The 15,540-nt window shown below is 70.5% G+C and carries 18 protein-coding genes; 11 read left to right on the top strand and 7 right to left on the bottom strand.

Annotated elements, in window-relative coordinates:
- Position 1: 1 nt before the first annotated feature.
- From ABZU76_RS23840 to ABZU76_RS23820, 5 genes are all read left to right on the top strand, one after another.
- Positions 2-511 (top strand): carbonic anhydrase, encoded by a 510-nt coding sequence (locus ABZU76_RS23840; protein ID WP_304504299.1) that lies wholly within the window; start codon positions 2-4, stop codon positions 509-511.
- A gap of 10 nt (positions 512-521) precedes the next feature.
- Positions 522-1,664, top strand: a complete 1,143-nt coding sequence (locus tag ABZU76_RS23835; protein ID WP_354873182.1) for a molybdopterin molybdotransferase MoeA — start codon at positions 522-524, stop codon at positions 1,662-1,664.
- Positions 1,665-1,685: 21 nt separating this feature from the next.
- Positions 1,686-2,543 (top strand): LysR family transcriptional regulator, encoded by an 858-nt coding sequence (locus ABZU76_RS23830; protein ID WP_354873180.1) that lies wholly within the window; start codon positions 1,686-1,688, stop codon positions 2,541-2,543.
- 46 nt (positions 2,544-2,589) lie between these two features.
- Positions 2,590-3,522: a LysR family transcriptional regulator gene (locus tag ABZU76_RS23825; RefSeq protein ID WP_354873178.1), complete on the top strand. Its 933-nt coding sequence runs from the start codon at positions 2,590-2,592 to the stop codon at positions 3,520-3,522.
- A gap of 103 nt (positions 3,523-3,625) precedes the next feature.
- Positions 3,626-4,786, top strand: coding sequence for an NAD-dependent formate dehydrogenase (locus ABZU76_RS23820; protein WP_354873176.1), 1,161 nt, complete (start codon positions 3,626-3,628; stop codon positions 4,784-4,786).
- Between the two features lie 182 nt (positions 4,787-4,968).
- Here ABZU76_RS23820 and ABZU76_RS23815 read toward each other — a convergent pair whose 3' ends face one another.
- Complete coding sequence (locus ABZU76_RS23815) at positions 4,969-5,229, bottom strand: DUF397 domain-containing protein (RefSeq protein ID WP_220245878.1); 261 nt, start codon at positions 5,227-5,229, stop codon at positions 4,969-4,971.
- A 252-nt stretch (positions 5,230-5,481) separates the two neighbouring features.
- On the opposite strand from ABZU76_RS23815, the gene ABZU76_RS23810 reads away from it, so the two are divergent.
- The gene (locus ABZU76_RS23810) at positions 5,482-5,748 is read left to right on the top strand and encodes a hypothetical protein (RefSeq protein WP_354873173.1); all 267 of its coding nucleotides are present in this window, start codon (positions 5,482-5,484) and stop codon (positions 5,746-5,748) included.
- 4 nt (positions 5,749-5,752) lie between these two features.
- Entirely contained in the window at positions 5,753-6,007 is a 255-nt protein-coding gene (locus ABZU76_RS23805; protein WP_285970871.1) for a hypothetical protein, read from the top strand.
- Between the two features lie 65 nt (positions 6,008-6,072).
- On the opposite strand, the gene ABZU76_RS23800 is transcribed toward ABZU76_RS23805, so the two are convergent.
- Positions 6,073-6,921: an SAM-dependent methyltransferase gene (locus ABZU76_RS23800; RefSeq protein WP_354873171.1), complete on the bottom strand. Its 849-nt coding sequence runs from the start codon at positions 6,919-6,921 to the stop codon at positions 6,073-6,075.
- A 169-nt stretch (positions 6,922-7,090) separates the two neighbouring features.
- Between ABZU76_RS23800 and ABZU76_RS23795 the strand changes: the two genes are divergently transcribed.
- A complete protein-coding gene (locus ABZU76_RS23795) occupies positions 7,091-8,245 on the top strand; it encodes a glycosyltransferase (RefSeq protein ID WP_354873168.1) in 1,155 nt (384 codons plus the stop codon).
- On the opposite strand, the gene ABZU76_RS23790 is transcribed toward ABZU76_RS23795, so the two are convergent.
- The gene (locus ABZU76_RS23790) at positions 8,202-9,059 is read right to left on the bottom strand and encodes a helix-turn-helix transcriptional regulator (protein WP_220245873.1); all 858 of its coding nucleotides are present in this window, start codon (positions 9,057-9,059) and stop codon (positions 8,202-8,204) included. The two genes, ABZU76_RS23795 and ABZU76_RS23790, sit on opposite strands and share 44 nt — an antisense overlap.
- A gap of 274 nt (positions 9,060-9,333) precedes the next feature.
- On the opposite strand from ABZU76_RS23790, the gene ABZU76_RS23785 reads away from it, so the two are divergent.
- On the top strand, positions 9,334-10,251 hold the full coding sequence (locus ABZU76_RS23785; protein WP_354873166.1) for an MBL fold metallo-hydrolase: 918 nt from the start codon (positions 9,334-9,336) through the stop codon (positions 10,249-10,251).
- A gap of 3 nt (positions 10,252-10,254) precedes the next feature.
- Here ABZU76_RS23785 and ABZU76_RS23780 read toward each other — a convergent pair whose 3' ends face one another.
- A complete protein-coding gene (locus tag ABZU76_RS23780) occupies positions 10,255-11,052 on the bottom strand; it encodes an SDR family NAD(P)-dependent oxidoreductase (RefSeq protein WP_354873164.1) in 798 nt (265 codons plus the stop codon).
- 104 nt (positions 11,053-11,156) lie between these two features.
- Here ABZU76_RS23780 and ABZU76_RS23775 point away from each other — a divergent pair, with 104 nt between their 5' ends.
- Both ABZU76_RS23775 and gndA read left to right on the top strand, forming a co-directional pair.
- The gene (locus tag ABZU76_RS23775) at positions 11,157-11,717 is read left to right on the top strand and encodes a PadR family transcriptional regulator (RefSeq protein ID WP_354873162.1); all 561 of its coding nucleotides are present in this window, start codon (positions 11,157-11,159) and stop codon (positions 11,715-11,717) included.
- A gap of 74 nt (positions 11,718-11,791) precedes the next feature.
- Positions 11,792-13,228 carry an NADP-dependent phosphogluconate dehydrogenase gene (gene gndA / locus ABZU76_RS23770; protein WP_354873160.1) on the top strand — a complete coding sequence of 479 codons (1,437 nt, stop codon included), beginning with the start codon at positions 11,792-11,794 and terminating at the stop codon, positions 13,226-13,228.
- 46 nt (positions 13,229-13,274) lie between these two features.
- On the opposite strand, the gene ABZU76_RS23765 is transcribed toward gndA, so the two are convergent.
- The 3 genes from ABZU76_RS23765 to ABZU76_RS23755 form a co-directional block, all read right to left on the bottom strand.
- Positions 13,275-13,799, bottom strand: coding sequence for a hypothetical protein (locus tag ABZU76_RS23765; protein WP_220245868.1), 525 nt, complete (start codon positions 13,797-13,799; stop codon positions 13,275-13,277).
- Positions 13,800-13,871: 72 nt separating this feature from the next.
- Complete coding sequence (locus tag ABZU76_RS23760) at positions 13,872-14,591, bottom strand: Clp protease N-terminal domain-containing protein (protein WP_354873158.1); 720 nt, start codon at positions 14,589-14,591, stop codon at positions 13,872-13,874.
- A gap of 52 nt (positions 14,592-14,643) precedes the next feature.
- Positions 14,644-15,468 carry a MerR family transcriptional regulator gene (locus ABZU76_RS23755; protein ID WP_354873156.1) on the bottom strand — a complete coding sequence of 275 codons (825 nt, stop codon included), beginning with the start codon at positions 15,466-15,468 and terminating at the stop codon, positions 14,644-14,646.
- Positions 15,469-15,540: the final 72 nt, after the last annotated feature.

Below are 15,540 nucleotides of genomic sequence, written 5' to 3'. Positions count from 1 at the left end.
CGTGGGCGAGATCGACGCGCTGGTCGCCAACGCCGGGCGCTACCACCGCGGTCTCGACCACACCCGGCTGGTGAAGCGGCCACGCCGGCGCGTGGCGGTGGTGGCGTGCATGGACGCGCGGATCAGCGTCTACCGGTTGCTGGGCCTGGAAGAGGGCGACGCGCACGTGATCCGCAACGCCGGCGGCGCCGTGACCGACGACGCGATCCGGTCCCTGGCGGTGAGCCAGCGGCTGCTGGGTACCCGGGAGATCATCCTCGTCCACCACGAGGACTGCGGCATGCGAACCTTCACGGACACAGAGTTCGCCCGCCAGGTCGAGCAGGGAACCGGGATCCGGCCGCCCTGGTCGGCCGAGGCGTTCACCGACGCCGAGCAGGACGTGCGCCAGTGCCTGCGCCGCGTGCGCAGCAGTCCGTTCCTGCCGCACACCGCGTCCGTGCGAGGGTTCGTGTACGACGAGCGGACCGGGGCGATGACCGAGGTCGGCGCCGCGGGCCGGCCGGACTAGGAGGTACGCCATGCACCGGGGATGGGCCGAGGCCCGCCGGATCGCCCGCGACGCGGTGAAGCCGCTCGAGGCGGTGGAGCTGCCGTTGGGCGAAGCGCTGGGCCGGGCGCTGGCGAGCCCGGTCCGTGCCCTGGTGCCGATGCCGGCGTACGACAACTCGGCGATGGACGGGTACGCCGTCGCCGGGCCCGGACCGTGGACCGTGGTGGGCGCGGTCCGGGCCGGCGGCGCGCCGTACGCCGGGGTGCTGGCCCATGGCACGGCGCTCGAGATCGCCACGGGCGCGCCGGTCCCGACCGGCACGCGGGCGGTGCTGCCGGTGGAGCACGCCGTCCACAGTGGACGGCGGGTGAGTGGCACCGTGGTGACCGGCAAGCACGTCCGCCGCCGGGGTGAGGACTGTCCCGAGGGCGAGGAGCTGCTCACCACGTCGACCACCGTGACGGCCGCGGTGCTCGGCGCGGCGGCGGCCGTCGGGCACGACACGCTGCTGGTGCACCGCCGGCCGCGCGTGTCGGTGGTCGTGACCGGCGACGAGGTCCAGACCTCGGGCCTGCCGGAGCCGGGCCGCGTGCGTGACGCGATCGGGCCGCTGCTGCCCGGCCTGCTGCGCGCCGCGGGTGCCGACGAGCACGGCCTCGTCCGGCTCGCCGACCAGCCCGACGCCCTCACCGCGGCGCTGACCGACGACGATGCCGACGTGGTGGTCGTCTGCGGCGCCACCTCGAAGGGACCGGCCGACCACCTGCGAGGGGTGCTGCGCGCGCTACTCGCCGACGTGCGCGTCGACGGCGTCGCGGTCCGGCCCGGGCACCCGCAGCTGCTGGCGGTGCTGCCCGACGGCCGGTGCGTGGTCGGCCTGCCGGGCAACCCGTTCGCGGCACTCGGGGCCGGGTTGACGCTGCTCATGCCGTTGCTGACCGAGCTCGGCGGGCACCGCGAGCCGGCGCCCGTCACGGCGTGGGCCGCCGAACCCCTGCCGGCGCACCCGAGCGACACCCGGCTCGTGCCCGTCGTGCGCTCGGGCGGCGACGTCACCCCGGTGGGCCACGACCGGCCCGGTTCGCTGTGGGGCGCGGCGCTCGCCGACGCCCTCGCCGTGGTGCCGCCGGGCTGGCGGGGCGGTGACGTCGAACTGCTGTCCCTGCCCTGACCGCGACGAAGAGGAGGACGGATGGACCTGCGGCAGCTGGAGATCGTCGTCGCGGTCGCCGAGGAGGGCGGGTTCACCGCCGCGGCGCACCGCCTGCACACCGTGCAGTCGACGGTGTCCACGGTGGTGCGCGCGCTCGAACGCGACCTCGGCACCTCGCTGTTCGAGCGCACCACCCACCGCGTCGCGCTCACGCCGGCGGGACGGGCGTTCCTGCCCGCCGCCCGCGCCGCGCTGAAGGCGGCCGAACAAGCCCGGGCGACCGTGGACGGGGCGCGCTGGAAACTCGACGGCCGCGTGCGGATCGGGGTGATGCCCGGCGCGTGGCCCGACCCGCACCGCGCCCTGGCGGCGCTGCGCCGGGAGCACCCCGGGGTGCAGGTGCAGGTCCTCCTGGTCCCGCCGCGGCAGTTGCGCTCGGCGGTGCACGAGTCCAGTGTGGACGCTCTCGTCGCCGTGGAGGACTGTGTGGCCGGGGACGGTCTGGTCAGCCGGCCGCTGCGGCGCGAGGCCATGGTGCTGGTGACTCCCGCGGGCGATCGCGGCGGTGACCGGCCGGTCACCGCCGCCGACGCGGCCGCGGCGGCGGTCGTCGACTTCGCTCCGGGCTGGGCCAACCGCGAGGCGACCGACCGCGCGTTCCACACCGCGCAGGTGCGCCGCACCGTGGCCCACGAGGTCACCGACGTCGCCGCCGCGGCGGAGCTCGTCCGCCACGACCTCGGCGCGTGCATCCTGCCCGCGTCCGTGGCCGCGCGGTTCGCCGATCTCGCCGCACGGCCCTTCTCCCGCGGCGGCCCGACCTGGCACATCACCGTGACCCGTCCGGCGGGTGATCCCCCGCCGGCGGTGGCGGCCGTGCTGCGGCACCTGACCTGACGCCGCAAGGCCTTTCCCCGGTCCCGGGCGTGCGCCATGATGAGATGTGCTGCTACGCCAACTGGAGTACCTCGTCGCGCTCGCGCGAGAACGCCATTTCGCCCGCGCCGCCGACGCCTGTCACGTCTCGCAGCCCTCGCTGTCGGCCGCGATCCGGAAGCTGGAGCACGAGCTGGGCGCGCCGATCGTGCGTCGCGGGCGGCGGTTCGAGGGCCTGACGCCCGAAGGCGAGCGCGTGCTGCTGTGGGCGCACCGGATCCTCGCCGAGTGCGACGGCCTGCGCCAGGATCTCTCCACGATGCGCAGCAGCCTCTCGGGTGTCCTGCGCGTCGGTACGATCCCGACGTCGCTGACCGCCGCGACGCTGCTCACGACCCCGTTCTGCGAACGCCACCCGCACGCCCGCGTGACGCTGGAATCCCTTCCGTCACGCGAGATCACGCGCCGCCTCGCCGAGTACGAACTGGACATCGCTCTGACCTATGTGGACGATGAGGAGCTCGGCGCCGTCCGCACCTATCCGCTCTACGAGGAGCGCTACCTGCTCCTGACACCGCGCGACGGTGAGCTCGCCGGGCGCGAGCGCGTCCGCTGGGCCGAGGTCGCGACCGTGCCGCTGTGCCTGCTCGGGCAGCAGATGCGCAACCGGCGCATCCTCGACGGGCTCTTCGCCGAGGCCGGCGCGTCGGTCGTCCCGGCGATCGAGACCGACACCGTGTCGGGGCTCTACGCCCACGTCGCCTCGCGGCGTTGGTCGAGCGTGATCTCCCACGCGTGGCTGCACATGTTCGGCGTGCCGCCGGGCATGCGTGTGGTACCGCTGGAAAACCCCGCCCAGCCGCCGCAGATCGGGCTGGTGATGGCCGACCGGGACCCGGAGCCCATCCTCGCCCGCGCCCTGCTCGAGGTGACGCCGCAGGTCGACGTCCGGGGAGTGCTGGAGCGCGTCCTCGCGGGTTTCCTCGCGCCCGCGCGATAGCCGGGGCCTATGTCGGCATAGGCACTAACGCTTTGACCCCTCCCGGGCACCGGAGGAAGCTGAAAATCGTTAGCTGCCAACGAAAAACCTCGGGAGACAGACCATGGCAAAGGTGCTCTGCGTGCTGTACGACGACCCGGTCGACGGGTACCCCAAGACCTACGCACGCGACGATCTTCCCCACCTCGACGGCTTCCCCGGCGGTCAGACCCTCCCGTCTCCGAAGGCGATCGACTTCGCGCCCGGCGCCCTGCTCGGCAGCGTCTCCGGTGAGCTCGGGCTGCGGGAGTTCCTGGAGAGCCAGGGCCACCAGCTGGTCGTGACGTCCGACAAGGACCGCGAGGGCTCGGTCTTCGACCAGGAGCTTCCCGACACGGACATCGTGATCTCGCAGCCGTTCTGGCCGGCCTACCTCACGCCCGAGCGCTTCGAGAAGGCGAAGAACCTCAAACTCGTGATCACCGCGGGCATCGGTTCGGACCACACCGACCTCGACTCCGCGATCGCCCGCGGCGTGACCGTGGCCGAGGTGACGTACTCGAACAGCATCAGCGTCGCCGAGCACGTCGTGATGATGATCCTCTCGCAGGTGCGCAACTACCTGCCCTCGTACCAGACGGTGCTCGACGGCGGCTGGAACATCGCCGACTGCGTCGCGCGCTCCTACGACCTCGAGGGCATGCACGTCGGCACGGTCGCCGCCGGCCGTATCGGCACCGCGGTGCTGCGCCGCCTCAAGCCGTTCGACGTGCACCTGCACTACACCGACCGGCACCGCCTGCCGGCCGAGGTCGAGCAGGAGCTGGGCCTGACGTTCCACGAGAGCGCCGCGGACATGGTGCCGCACTGCGACGTCGTGACGATCAACGCGCCGCTGCACCCGGAGACCGAGGGTCTGTTCGACGACAAGCTCATCGCCACGATGAAGCGCGGGACGTACCTGATCAACACCGCCCGCGCCCGCATCGCCGACCGCGACGCGATCGTGCGGGCCCTGGAGAGCGGTCAGCTCGCCGGATACGCCGGCGACGTCTGGTTCCCGCAGCCCGCGCCGGCCGACCACCCGTGGCGGACCATGCCGCACCACGGCATGACGCCGCACATCTCGGGCTCCACGCTCTCGGCCCAGACGCGTTACGCGGCAGGCACCCGGGAGATCCTCGAGTCGTGGTTCGCCGGTACGCCGATCCGCGACGAGTACCTCATCGTCGACGGCGGCAACCTGGCCGGCACGGGTGCGCACTCGTACTCGGCCAAGCGCTGAACCCCGACCCGACCACCCCAATGTGGCGTTCGGTGCGCTCAACGCACCGAACGCCACATTGGGGCGCTTCGCGCCCGGGCGACCACCCTGGGTCAGCGCAACTCACTCGTTCGAGTGACAGTTGGTGAACCACTCACGTCAAGGCCCGCACGCGGACTCTTGCGTAAATCGCGAACCCAGCGTCAGGCGCCGGGCGGCAGGTCGAACTGCCCGGCCTTCACCGCGACCAGGAAGGCCTCCCACTCGCCCCGGTCGAACACGAAGACCGGACTGGACGCGAGCTTCGTGTCGCGGACGCCGACGAGGTCGGAACGGCCCAGGTTGACCTCGACGCAGCTGCCGCCATTGGGCTCACTGGCGAACGACTTCTCCCAGGCAGCGTCCTCGAACAGCCCCTCGGCCTTGTCCGGGTCGTAATCCTGGAGCGACGGATAATCCGTCATGGGTCGTACCTCCGAGCCTCCTGCAGGGTGTGCGGTCGCCACGCACGTCCCCGGCTTCTTTCTGTCACTACGGAGCAAACCGCAGGGCCAAGCGGGTGATCAACTCGACCCGATCTCGACATGAAGATTATTCCAGGAGTAGGATTAATCGCATCGATCGGGGCGCCGGTGGTGGGTGAATGGCTTGCTGCATTCGGCCCAGCCCGCCAACGGAGCCCACGAACCGTCGCCGACCTCGGGGGGAGGGACCGCGTGATCATCCAGGACAGCATGACGGCGAACGTGCTCATGACGGGCAGGCTCGCTCCCGGCAGGGCCGGCGAATCCCGCCGTGTCGTGCACGTGTTCGAGGTGGACACCGCGGGTTCTTCCACTGTGGTGCTCGCGCGGTGCGGGGAATCACTTCCCCGGACGCACGTCGAGTGGCTGGCGCCGGGCGTGGGTATGCCGTGCGAAAGCTGTCTCGGTCTGGCCGGAGCGGATCTGCCCCGGTCACCGCTATCGGAACTGGGGGTGTGATCTCATGGCCGTCCGGCTCACCACGCTCTTTCGTCGTGAGGATGAACACACTCACGGCCGGCGTGGGATCAACCACGAGCTGCGCAGCCGCTTCGGCTTCAGCCTGATCCAAGCGCCACTGCGCAGCCCGGTCACCTGGGACACCGACCTCGACGTGCCCGCGCCGCGCCAGCCGGACCTGGTCCGCGCCACGAGGCCGCTGGAGGCGCGCGTCGACCTCGCACCGCTCGTCCACGGACTGGGCCCCTCCCGCGCGTAGGCGCGACACAGACCACCGAACCAGCGCGCCCCGGGCCATCACCCTCCCGGGGCGCGCATTCGTCGTTACGGCTTCCGTCCCACGGCGCAGATGCCGCCGCTGAACGACGGGTCGGCGGCCATGCGGTCGCTGTTGCGCGACTCGCCTTCCTCCGGCCGCCACTCCGAAACCCAGACCACCCCGGGGTCCACGAGCTCCAGACCGTCGAAGAACTCCGCGAACTCCGCGCGCGAGCGGAAGTGGATCGGGGTGCTCGACTGCTTGTACTGCTCGTGGATCGACTCGCGGCTGTCGCCGTCGGACTCCGGCACGCCGTCGAGCGTGATGTGCGAGGCCATGAAGAACGAGCCCGAAGGCACAAGCGAGAGGTACTTGCGCACCATCTCGTGCGCCCCCTCCTCGCGGCCGATGAAGTACAGGACGCCGGACATGATCAACCCGATCGGGCGCTTCGGGTCCAGCACGCCGGTGTCGAGCGCACGCGGCCAGATGTCACCCGGGTAGCGAAGGTCGCCCTGCAGCACCGCGTGCCGGTCGGCGACGCCCTCGCGCTCCAGCAGGATCTGGGAGTGGGCGACGGCCACGGGCTCGTTGTCCACGTACACGCACCGCGCGTCAGGGTTCACCGACGTGGCGATCTGGTGCACGTTGCCCGCCGTCGGAACACCGGAGCCGAGGTCGAGGTACTGGTCGATGCCGTTGCGCGCCATGTAACGCACGGTGCGGCCGAGCAGCTCGCGCCCGGACTTCGCGATGGTCTTGATCATGGGGAAGGTCTGGACCGCGCGTTCGCCGAACTCGCGGTCGATGGCCCAGTTGGCCGTGCCGCCGAGGAACCAGTCGTAGATGCGGGCCGCGTTGGGCCGATCGAGGTCGATGCCCTCAGGGGCTTCGGAATCCGGTACCTGTGTCATCAGCTGTCCCTTTCCGACCCGCGGTGTGCTGGTGCGGACCAGTCTGCCGATCTCCCGGCCCGTCCCGCAGCCGACCCCTGATCGAGTGACACCCGATCGGGGCTTGTGGTGACGAGCACCCAGGAAAACGACGAGACCAGCCCCGTCGTCAACCACTACTTTGCCGGGAATGCGCTTCCTCTTCACCTTCGTCGGCGGCCGGGGCCACTTCGATCCGATGGCACCCGTCGCGCGGGCCGCCGCGGCGCGCGGGCACACCGTCGCCGTGGCCGGGGCGGGCAGCCACATGCCGGCGATCGAACGCGGGGGGTTCACGGCGCTGGCCACGAGCGCGCCCAGGGCTGAGGTGGCGCCGGTGCGCGAGCCGCTGCCGCCCGTCGACCCGGCGCGCGACGACTGGGAGATCCATGAGCTCTTCGCCCGCCGCGCCGGCCGTGAACGCGCCGCCGCGTTGCTGGACATCATCCGCGGCTGGCGGCCCGACGTAGTGATCCGCGACGAGGTCGATTTCGGTGCCGCGATCGCCGCCGAACGGCTGGGCGTGCCGTGCGTGAACGTCCTCGTGCTCGCCGCGGGAACCTTGCTGCGCAAGGACCTCGTGGCCGAACCACTGCACGAGATCCGCGCCGCGCACGGCCTGCCGGCGGACCCGGAGCTGACGATGCTGGAGGGGCAGCTCGTGCTGTCGCCGTTCCCACCGTCGGTCCGCGACCCGGCCTCGCCGTTTCCGCCCGGCGCGTTCTCCTTCCGCCAGGGCGACCCGATCCCGCCACGGCCACCGCACGAGCCGCCCGGCGTGTACTTCACGCTCGGCACGGACTTCAACACCGCGTCCGGCGACCTCTTCGAGCGCGCGCTGGCGGGGCTCGCCCGGCTGAACGCGAACGTGACCACCACCGTCGGCACCCAGCTCGACCCGGCCGTCTTCGGGCCGCAACCCGCGCACATGCGAGTCGAACGCTTCGTGCCTCAAGCCGAGCTGCTGCCGTCGATCGACCTCGTGATGTCCCACGGCGGGTCCGGCAGCCTGCTGGGCGCGCTGGCCCACGGGCTGCCGTCGCTCGTGTTCGCCATGGGCGCCGACCAGCCCGGCAACGCCCGCCAGACGACCCGGCTCGGCACCGGCGTCGCGCTGGACCCGGAAACCGCGACGCCGGAGGAAATCCACGAAACGGCGGTGCGGCTGCTCACCGAACCTCGGTGGCGCGAGGCGGCTCAGCGCGTACAGGAGGAGATCAACGGCCAGCCCGGCGCGGCAGAAACCGTGCCACTGCTGGAAATCACTGCGACATCTGCGCCCGGTAGCCCTCTGCGAGCTCCTTGAGGAACTGCCGCGTCTCAGCGCGCTCCAGCGCCGCACCGCGCAGCCGGTCCCACGAGTCGACGAAGATGTTGAAGTCCTTGACGTCGTCGAGGTAGAGGCCGCCCGCGGAGTGTTCGATGTAGACGAAGTCCCGCGTGCGGTCGGGGAAGCGCATGATCGTGAAGTCGTTGGGCACCGCGGCGAGCTTCGCGCCGAAGGGCAGCACGTGCACGTACACGCGGGGGTAGCGGTCGAGCGCCAGCATGTGCTCGACCTGGTCCAGCATCACCGCCGGCGCGATCCCGCCCGGAGCGCGGCGCAGCGCGCCCTCGCTCACGATGAACCGGTAGTACGGCGGCTGCTGCTGGTCGAACACGGCCTTGCGGTCGAGCCGGTTGCGCACCAGCGACGTGACGTCGGTCGCACCCGCCTCCGTGAACTGCTTGAGCATGTAGTGCTCGGACTGCAGCGGGCCCGGGATGCGCTCACCGTGCCAGGTGAGGATCTCCGCGGCGGCCGGCTCGAGGTCGGTGAAGGTGCGGAACCAGTGGGGCACCACCGAGCGGTAGCCCGACCAGTGACCGCGCTGCCCGGCGGCGGCGCGGGCCAGATTCATCAGGGTGTCGGCTTCTTCGCCGTTGATCCCGAACGCGTTCAGCATCGATCGCACATCTCCGAGCTTGACCCCCACTGCTCCGGACTCGATCTTGTTGACCTTGCCCTGGGTGCAGCCGAGAACTTCGGCGACCTGCTGCTGTGTCATCCGCGCGGCGTTTCGAGCATGCCGGAGCTCGTTTCCGAGCTGCTTCCGGCGCGAGGTGACGGTGCTCGCCATCAGCCTTGCTCTCCCGGACCACTAACCGCCGTAGCAGTCTCTCGACCACTGCCGACGCGCGAACGTTCGAACCACCCAGGTTAGTACCTTTACCCAACGGGGTTCGATGATGACACCGCGCAGCGTTCCAGGAAATGATCCGAAAAGCCAGTCACCCCGGGTATCACTCGCCTGGACCAGGCTATCCAGCGCCTTTCGGACACTGGCACTGCTCCATCCGGACTACATCGGCGCCCGGTGCTGCGACGCTCGGTTCTGAGGCATAGTGGCGGACGTGATCGATCGCTCCCCCGGCGCCGCGAAGGTCAAGCGCCTCGCAGACGGTGTCTTCGGCTACGTGCAGCCCGACGGTTCCTGGTTCATCAACAACTGCGGGTTCGTCGCGGCCGGTGACCACACCGTGCTCATCGACACCTGTGCCACCGAGCGGCGCACGCGCGCTCTGCTGGCCGCCGCGGAGGCCACGACGGGACCTGTCACCACGCTCGTGAACACCCACCACCACTCCGACCACACCAACGGCAACTACCTCGTCGGCGGCGCGACGATCATCGGCCAGCGCAAGACGCGCGACGCGATGCTCGCCGCCGGCATCGAGACCTACGAAGGCGCGCTCGTCGGCAACGACTGGGGCCACCTGGAGTTGCGGGCGCCCGACGTCGTGTTCGACGACCGGCTGACCGTCCACGCGGGCGACACCGTGATCGAGCTCGTGCACCCCGGCCACGCCGCCCACACCACCAACGACGTGCTCGCCTGGCTGCCCGAGCAGCGCGTGCTGTTCGCGGGCGACCTGGTTTTCCACGGCGGCAGCCCGTTCGCGTTGATGGGCTCGGTCGCCGGCTGGCGCGCGGCGCTCGACGTGATCCGCGAGCTGGAGCCGGCGCTGATCCTGCCCGGCCACGGCGGCCCGTGCGGACTTGAGACGGTGGACGTCGTCGACGCGTACCTGAAGTTCGTCCAGGAGACGGCCGAACGCGGCAAGGCGGCGGGGCTTTCCCCGTTGCAGCTGGCGAAGGAGACCGACCTCGGGACCTTTTCGGACTTGTCCGAACAGGAACGGCTGGCCGGCAACCTGCACCGCGCGTACGCCGAGCTGGACGGTGCGGAGTGGGGCGCGCCGATCGACCTGGTCGCCGCGATCACCGACATGGTCGCCTACAACGGCGCGCCCATCCGCTGTTTCTCCTGACGTTCACAGGAAAGACGCGAGCAGCTCCGCTGTGGCCTCGCGCAGCCGTGCGCGCGTTGCGAGGTCGTAAGTCCCTTCGTGCGCGCGGGCCGGGTTCAGTCCGTCGAAGTACCGGCCACTGCGCTCGCCGGCCGCGCCTGTCGCGACGTTGAGCACGGCCTTCGTGCCGGTGCCGACGGTCGACATCGGCGGGATCAGCGACTCGCGGACCATGTGCGTGTTCATCAGCGACGCCGGGTGCACGCAGTTGACGGTGACATCGCTGCCGTCGAGCTCGGCGGCGAGGTCGAAGGTGAACGCGGCGAGCGCGAACTTGCTGCGGAAGTACGCCTCCGAGCCGCGGTAGCCACGGTCCAGACGCAGGTCCGCGAAGTCCACCGGCGCCTGGCCGACCGAGCCGACGTTGACGATCCGGGCGCCGGAGCCCAGCCCGGGCAGCAGCCGCCGGGTGAGCAGCGCCGGCGCGAGGTAGTTCACCGCCAGCCGCAGCTCGTGGCCGTCGGCGCTGAGCTCCCGCTTGCGGTACGGCGGCCGGCCCGCGCCGACCCCGGCGTTGTTGACGAGCAACTCGACTTCGCCCACCTGCTCGGCGAGGTCGCGCACCTGCGCGAGCGAACCCAGGTCGGCGAGGCACGCCTCGGCCTTGCCGCCGGCCTCGGCGATCCGCTCCACGACCGCGTTGGCGCGCTTGGCGTCGCGCCCGTGCACGACGACGTGCACGCCCTGCTCCGCGAGCGCCAGCGCCACCGCGCGGCCGAGCCCGGCGGTCGCGCCGGTCACCAATGCCTTCTGTTCCAGCATCACCGTCTCCACATGTACTCGAGGACATGTACCCCAGGACACGACGGATCTTCCACATGTCCCCAGGGACATGTCAAGGTAGGCTCCGGGCCGGAGGTGTCGCCTTGTCGTTGCGGTATGGGCTGCTCGGGCTGCTCGCCGAGGGGCCGGCCAGCGGCTACGACCTGGCCCGGCGGTTCGAAGAGGCGCTCGGCCCGGTGTGGCCGGCGCAGCATCCGAAGATCTACACCGAGCTGTCCCGGCTGGCCGAGGCCGGCTTGATCGAGGTCGACAGCCACGGCCCGCGCGGGCGCAAGGCGTACCGGATAACCGAGACCGGGCTCACTGCCGTGCGTGCGTGGTTGGCCGCAGGCGAGGTCGACCACACGTTGCGCACGGAGTCGGTGCTGCGGTCGTTCTTCTTCTGGCTGATGGAGCAGGACGACCTGACCGAGCACCTGCGTCGCGAGCACGAGTTCTTCAGCGAGACCGCCGAAACCATGCGCGCCTACGCGGCGGCCAAGGACCGCGGTGACTTCGGCACGAGCCCGCAGACGAAGGCGATGCGCGTGGCCGTGGAGGCGGCGATCCGGATCTACCAGGCGATGGCCGACTGGGCCGAGTGGGCACAGACCGTGCCCCCGGCGACAACGGCCGAGGACGGGCCATTCCCGAACTCCCGGTGAATGTTCTCGCAGGTTCGCCGCGGCCCGAACGACGCTAGGCTCGCACCGGAGAAGAGACTTCGGAAAGGGTTCGGATGAGCAAGAAGGCGAGCATCGGGGTCACCGGCTTGGCGGTCATGGGCCGCAACCTGGCGCGGAACCTGGCCCGGCACGGGCACACGGTCGCCCTGCACAACCGCTCCGAGGCGCGGACGCGCACGCTCGTCGAGCAGTTCGGCGACGAGGGCGACTTCATCCCGGCGTACTCCGCGCAGGAGTTCGTCGACGCGCTGGAGCGGCCGCGGCAGATCGTGATCATGGTGCAGGCCGGTGGACCCACCGACGCCGTGATCGAGGAGTTCGCACCGCTGCTGGAGCCGGGCGACGTGATCGTCGACGCCGGCAACGCGCACTTCGCGGACACCCGCCGGCGCGAGGCCGCGCTGCGCGAGCGCGGGCTGCACTTCGTCGGCACGGGCGTGTCCGGCGGCGAGGAGGGCGCGCTCAACGGCCCGAGCATCATGCCGGGTGGGTCGAAGGAGTCGTACGAGTCGCTCGGCCCGCTGTTCGAGGACATCTCGGCCAAGGTCGACGGCGAGCCGTGCTGCACGCACATCGGCGCGGACGGCGCGGGCCACTTCGTGAAGATGGTCCACAACGGCATCGAGTACGCCGACATGCAGCTGATCGCGGAGTCGTTCGACCTGCTGCGCGGCGCCGCCGGCTACTCGCCCGCGGAGACCGCCGACGTGTTCTCGACGTGGAACACCGGCAGGCTCGAGTCGTACCTCATCGAGATCACCGCCGAGGTGCTCAAGCACGTCGACGGTTCGGGCAAGCCGTTCGTCGACATCGTCGAGGACGCGGCGGAGCAGAAGGGCACGGGCCGCTGGACCGTGCAGATCGGGCTCGACCTGGGCGTGCCGATCAGCGGCATCGCCGAGGCCGTGTTCGCACGTTCACTTTCGGGCTCGAAGCCGCTTCGCGCGGCCGCCCGCGGGCTGGCGGGGCCGGCGCGTACGCCGCTGAAGGGCGCCGCGCTGGAGACCTTCGCCGACGACGTCGAGCAGGCGCTGTACGCGTCGAAGGTCGTCGCGTACGCGCAGGGCTTCAACCAGATCCAGGCCGGCGCCACGGAGTACGGCTGGGACATCGACCTGGGCGCCGTCGCGTCGATCTGGCGCGGGGGCTGCATCATCCGCGCGAAGTTCCTGAACGACATCACCGCGGCCTACGCCGAGGACCCGGCTCTCCCGACGCTGCTGACCGCGGGCGCGTTCCGCAAGGCCGTCGAGGACGCGCAGGACTCCTGGCGTTCGGTCATCTCCACGGCGGTGCGGCTCGGCATCCCGACGCCGGGCTTCTCCACCGCGCTGGCGTACTACGACGGCCTGCGCGCCGACCGGCTCCCGGCGGCGCTGGTGCAGGGCCAGCGTGACTTCTTCGGTGCGCACACGTACCGGCGGGTGGACCGCGAGGGTTCGTTCCACACCCTGTGGGCCACGGATTCTCGTGACGAGGTCGGTGCTTGATCTTTGGTGAAGGGACCCCCGCCGTTTCTGGGTAGGGGTCCCTTTTTCATTGCGTGTACTGGGTGAGCCAGGGCGGGACCTGCGGCCGGCGGTAGGTCTTGAGGTCGTCGCGGTAGTGCTGCGGCGGCAGGAGCTGGTGCGGCGGGAAGGGTTCGTCGCCGTAGTCGTAGGTGACGCTGAGCTGTCCGCTGTTGAGCACGCTCAGGATCAGGCGCCACCACGGGCCGGCGGACATCTGCGCGGCGACGTGGCGCTGGTTGCGCAGCATGGCGGTGATGGGTTCGGGGACGTAGGCGTCGCGCTGCTGGTTGCCGGCGAAGAAGCGCAGGAGCGCGATCTCGGCTGAGACGGTGAAGGAGAACTCGGCGGAGAACCATTCCCAGCCTTGCGGGCCGAGAAGCGCCAGCTGTTGCACGATCGGCTCCAGCAGGCGGCTCGCTTCGGCGGCGAGGGCTTCGTCGTTGTCCGGCGGCGGGGTGTCCACGATTTCGAAGCTCTGGATGGCGGGAGGGCCGTCGCCTTGGGCGTCTTCGAACGCTCGGCGGAACTCCTCCATGAACGGGTCGGCCATCGCGCCAGCCTAGGGGTCAGGCGGTCATCGTCACCAGGAAACCGGCGACGATGACCGCCAGAAGCAGGAACCTCACTGCTCCCGCGCGGAAACGATCTCCGCGAGGGCCTCCTGGATCTTCGCTTCGGCCGGTTCCTTCGTGATGCCCAGCCCGGTGAGTACCTCGTAGCCGGCGCCTTCGCCCTGTTCCAGGAGCGCCAGCAGGATGTGCTCCGTGCCGATGTAGTTGTGGCCCATCCGCAAGCCTTCGCGCAGGGTCAGCTCCAGTGTCTTCTTCGCGCCGGCACTGAACGGCATCGGGTCCGGCACCGGATCGACCGGTTCGGGCAGTTTCGCCTCCGCGGCTTCCTTCACGGCTTCCAGGGTCACGCCCTGAAAAACGATGATCCCCGCAGCCAGCGCGGAGGGCTCCGTGATCAGCCCGAGCACGAGGTGCACGGTGTCGATTCCCGGGCTGCGCGCCTCGTTGGCGGCTCTCTGCGCCGCCACGACCACATTTCGCGCAAGAAGGGTGTAGCGCCCGTACACCCGCTGGATGTTGCCCGCCGCGTCGTCCTTCGGCACGAACCGCTTCTGCGCGGCCTGTTTGGAAACCCCCATGCTCACCCCGATCTCCGTCCACGACGCGCCGGAGCGGCGCGCCTGGTCCACGAAGTGCCCGATGAGGTGGTCGGCCAGCTCACCGAGGTGCTCCCCCATGTACACCGCGTCGGACAGCTGCGCGAGGGCGTCTTTGTCATTGTTCGCCTTGATGGCGCTGATGAGGTCGTCGAGCTTCACTGGAGAGGTCATACCGTCAACTGTAGGTTGACGATCTGGTGTCGTCAACCCACAGTTGACCAGGTCAGGTCGCGGCGAACTGCGTCACCGGGATCTGAAGTTCGGTGACCCAGCCCGTCTCGTCGCCGTCGGTGTGCAGGTAGACCTCGCGCGCGTGGCCCGGTTCGGCGCGGTAGCCGTTGTCGTCGATCCAGCGCGCGAGAGCCTGGTACGACTCGGCGATGGTGGCCATCGTGCCGCGGTGCACGAGCGTCGCGGCGTGGGCGAGGCTCGGCAGCTCCACCTCGTCCAGCCCGGCGCCCTCCGACGACCCGACGTAGGGCGCGCACGCCTGTACGTGCACCCGATCGTCGGCCGGCTCGTACCAAGCGATGGCCGGCCCGGCGAACTTCAGGCCCGCGCGCTCCATCCGTTCGGCGAGACTCCCGCACAGCCCGCTGACCACGGGCCCGATGTCGTCGTACTCGAACGACTCGGCAATCCCCCCAACGGCAACAACACGAGCGCCCTCGACCGGCTTGACCACAACGTCCACTTCGGACATGGCGTCCTCCACTTCGATCAACCGGAGCCTCGCCTCGACGCGCGCCAGCCGCGCCGTCTCCGCCGCGACCCGCTCCGCCAGCTCCCCGCGGCGCAACCTGAGCATCCCGCGCAGCTGCTCCGCACTGGGCCGCTCGTCGAGCACCTCGGCCACCTGCTTGAGCCCGATGCCGAGATCACTCAACGCCAGGATGCGGTTGAGCCGCGCGAGCTGGTCCGCCGCGTAGTAGCGGTACCCACTGTGCGGATCCACCCGCGCCGGCCTCAGCAGCCCGAGCGCGTCGTAGTGCCGCAACATCCGCACGGACACGCGGCCGACCTTGGCGAACTCTCCGATGCTGAACATGACACCACCTACGTTCGGGTCTCACACGGTGTCAGAGTCAAGCGCGCTTGGCGGGTGGTTCGCAATCGGTGA

The sequence above is a fragment of the Amycolatopsis sp. NPDC005232 genome, assembly GCF_040607795.1.
Taxonomy (GTDB): domain Bacteria; phylum Actinomycetota; class Actinomycetes; order Mycobacteriales; family Pseudonocardiaceae; genus Amycolatopsis.
Note: the sequence above shows the minus strand (reverse complement) of the source record. Positions and strands in the feature narration are given on the sequence as shown.

Coding starts and splice junctions, on each gene's coding strand:
- ABZU76_RS23835 (WP_354873182.1), top strand. CDS start 522: ATGCACCGGGGATGGGCCGAGGCCCGCCGGATCGCCCGCGACGCGGTG.
- ABZU76_RS23830 (WP_354873180.1), top strand. CDS start 1,686: ATGGACCTGCGGCAGCTGGAGATCGTCGTCGCGGTCGCCGAGGAGGGC.
- ABZU76_RS23820 (WP_354873176.1), top strand. CDS start 3,626: ATGGCAAAGGTGCTCTGCGTGCTGTACGACGACCCGGTCGACGGGTAC.
- ABZU76_RS23815 (WP_220245878.1), bottom strand. CDS start 5,229: ATGACGGATTATCCGTCGCTCCAGGATTACGACCCGGACAAGGCCGAG.
- ABZU76_RS23805 (WP_285970871.1), top strand. CDS start 5,753: ATGGCCGTCCGGCTCACCACGCTCTTTCGTCGTGAGGATGAACACACT.
- ABZU76_RS23800 (WP_354873171.1), bottom strand. CDS start 6,921: ATGACACAGGTACCGGATTCCGAAGCCCCTGAGGGCATCGACCTCGAT.
- ABZU76_RS23795 (WP_354873168.1), top strand. CDS start 7,091: ATGCGCTTCCTCTTCACCTTCGTCGGCGGCCGGGGCCACTTCGATCCG.
- ABZU76_RS23790 (WP_220245873.1), bottom strand. CDS start 9,059: ATGGCGAGCACCGTCACCTCGCGCCGGAAGCAGCTCGGAAACGAGCTC.
- ABZU76_RS23780 (WP_354873164.1), bottom strand. CDS start 11,052: ATGCTGGAACAGAAGGCATTGGTGACCGGCGCGACCGCCGGGCTCGGC.
- gndA (WP_354873160.1), top strand. CDS start 11,792: ATGAGCAAGAAGGCGAGCATCGGGGTCACCGGCTTGGCGGTCATGGGC.
- ABZU76_RS23765 (WP_220245868.1), bottom strand. CDS start 13,799: ATGGCCGACCCGTTCATGGAGGAGTTCCGCCGAGCGTTCGAAGACGCC.
- ABZU76_RS23760 (WP_354873158.1), bottom strand. CDS start 14,591: ATGACCTCTCCAGTGAAGCTCGACGACCTCATCAGCGCCATCAAGGCG.
- ABZU76_RS23755 (WP_354873156.1), bottom strand. CDS start 15,468: ATGTTCAGCATCGGAGAGTTCGCCAAGGTCGGCCGCGTGTCCGTGCGG.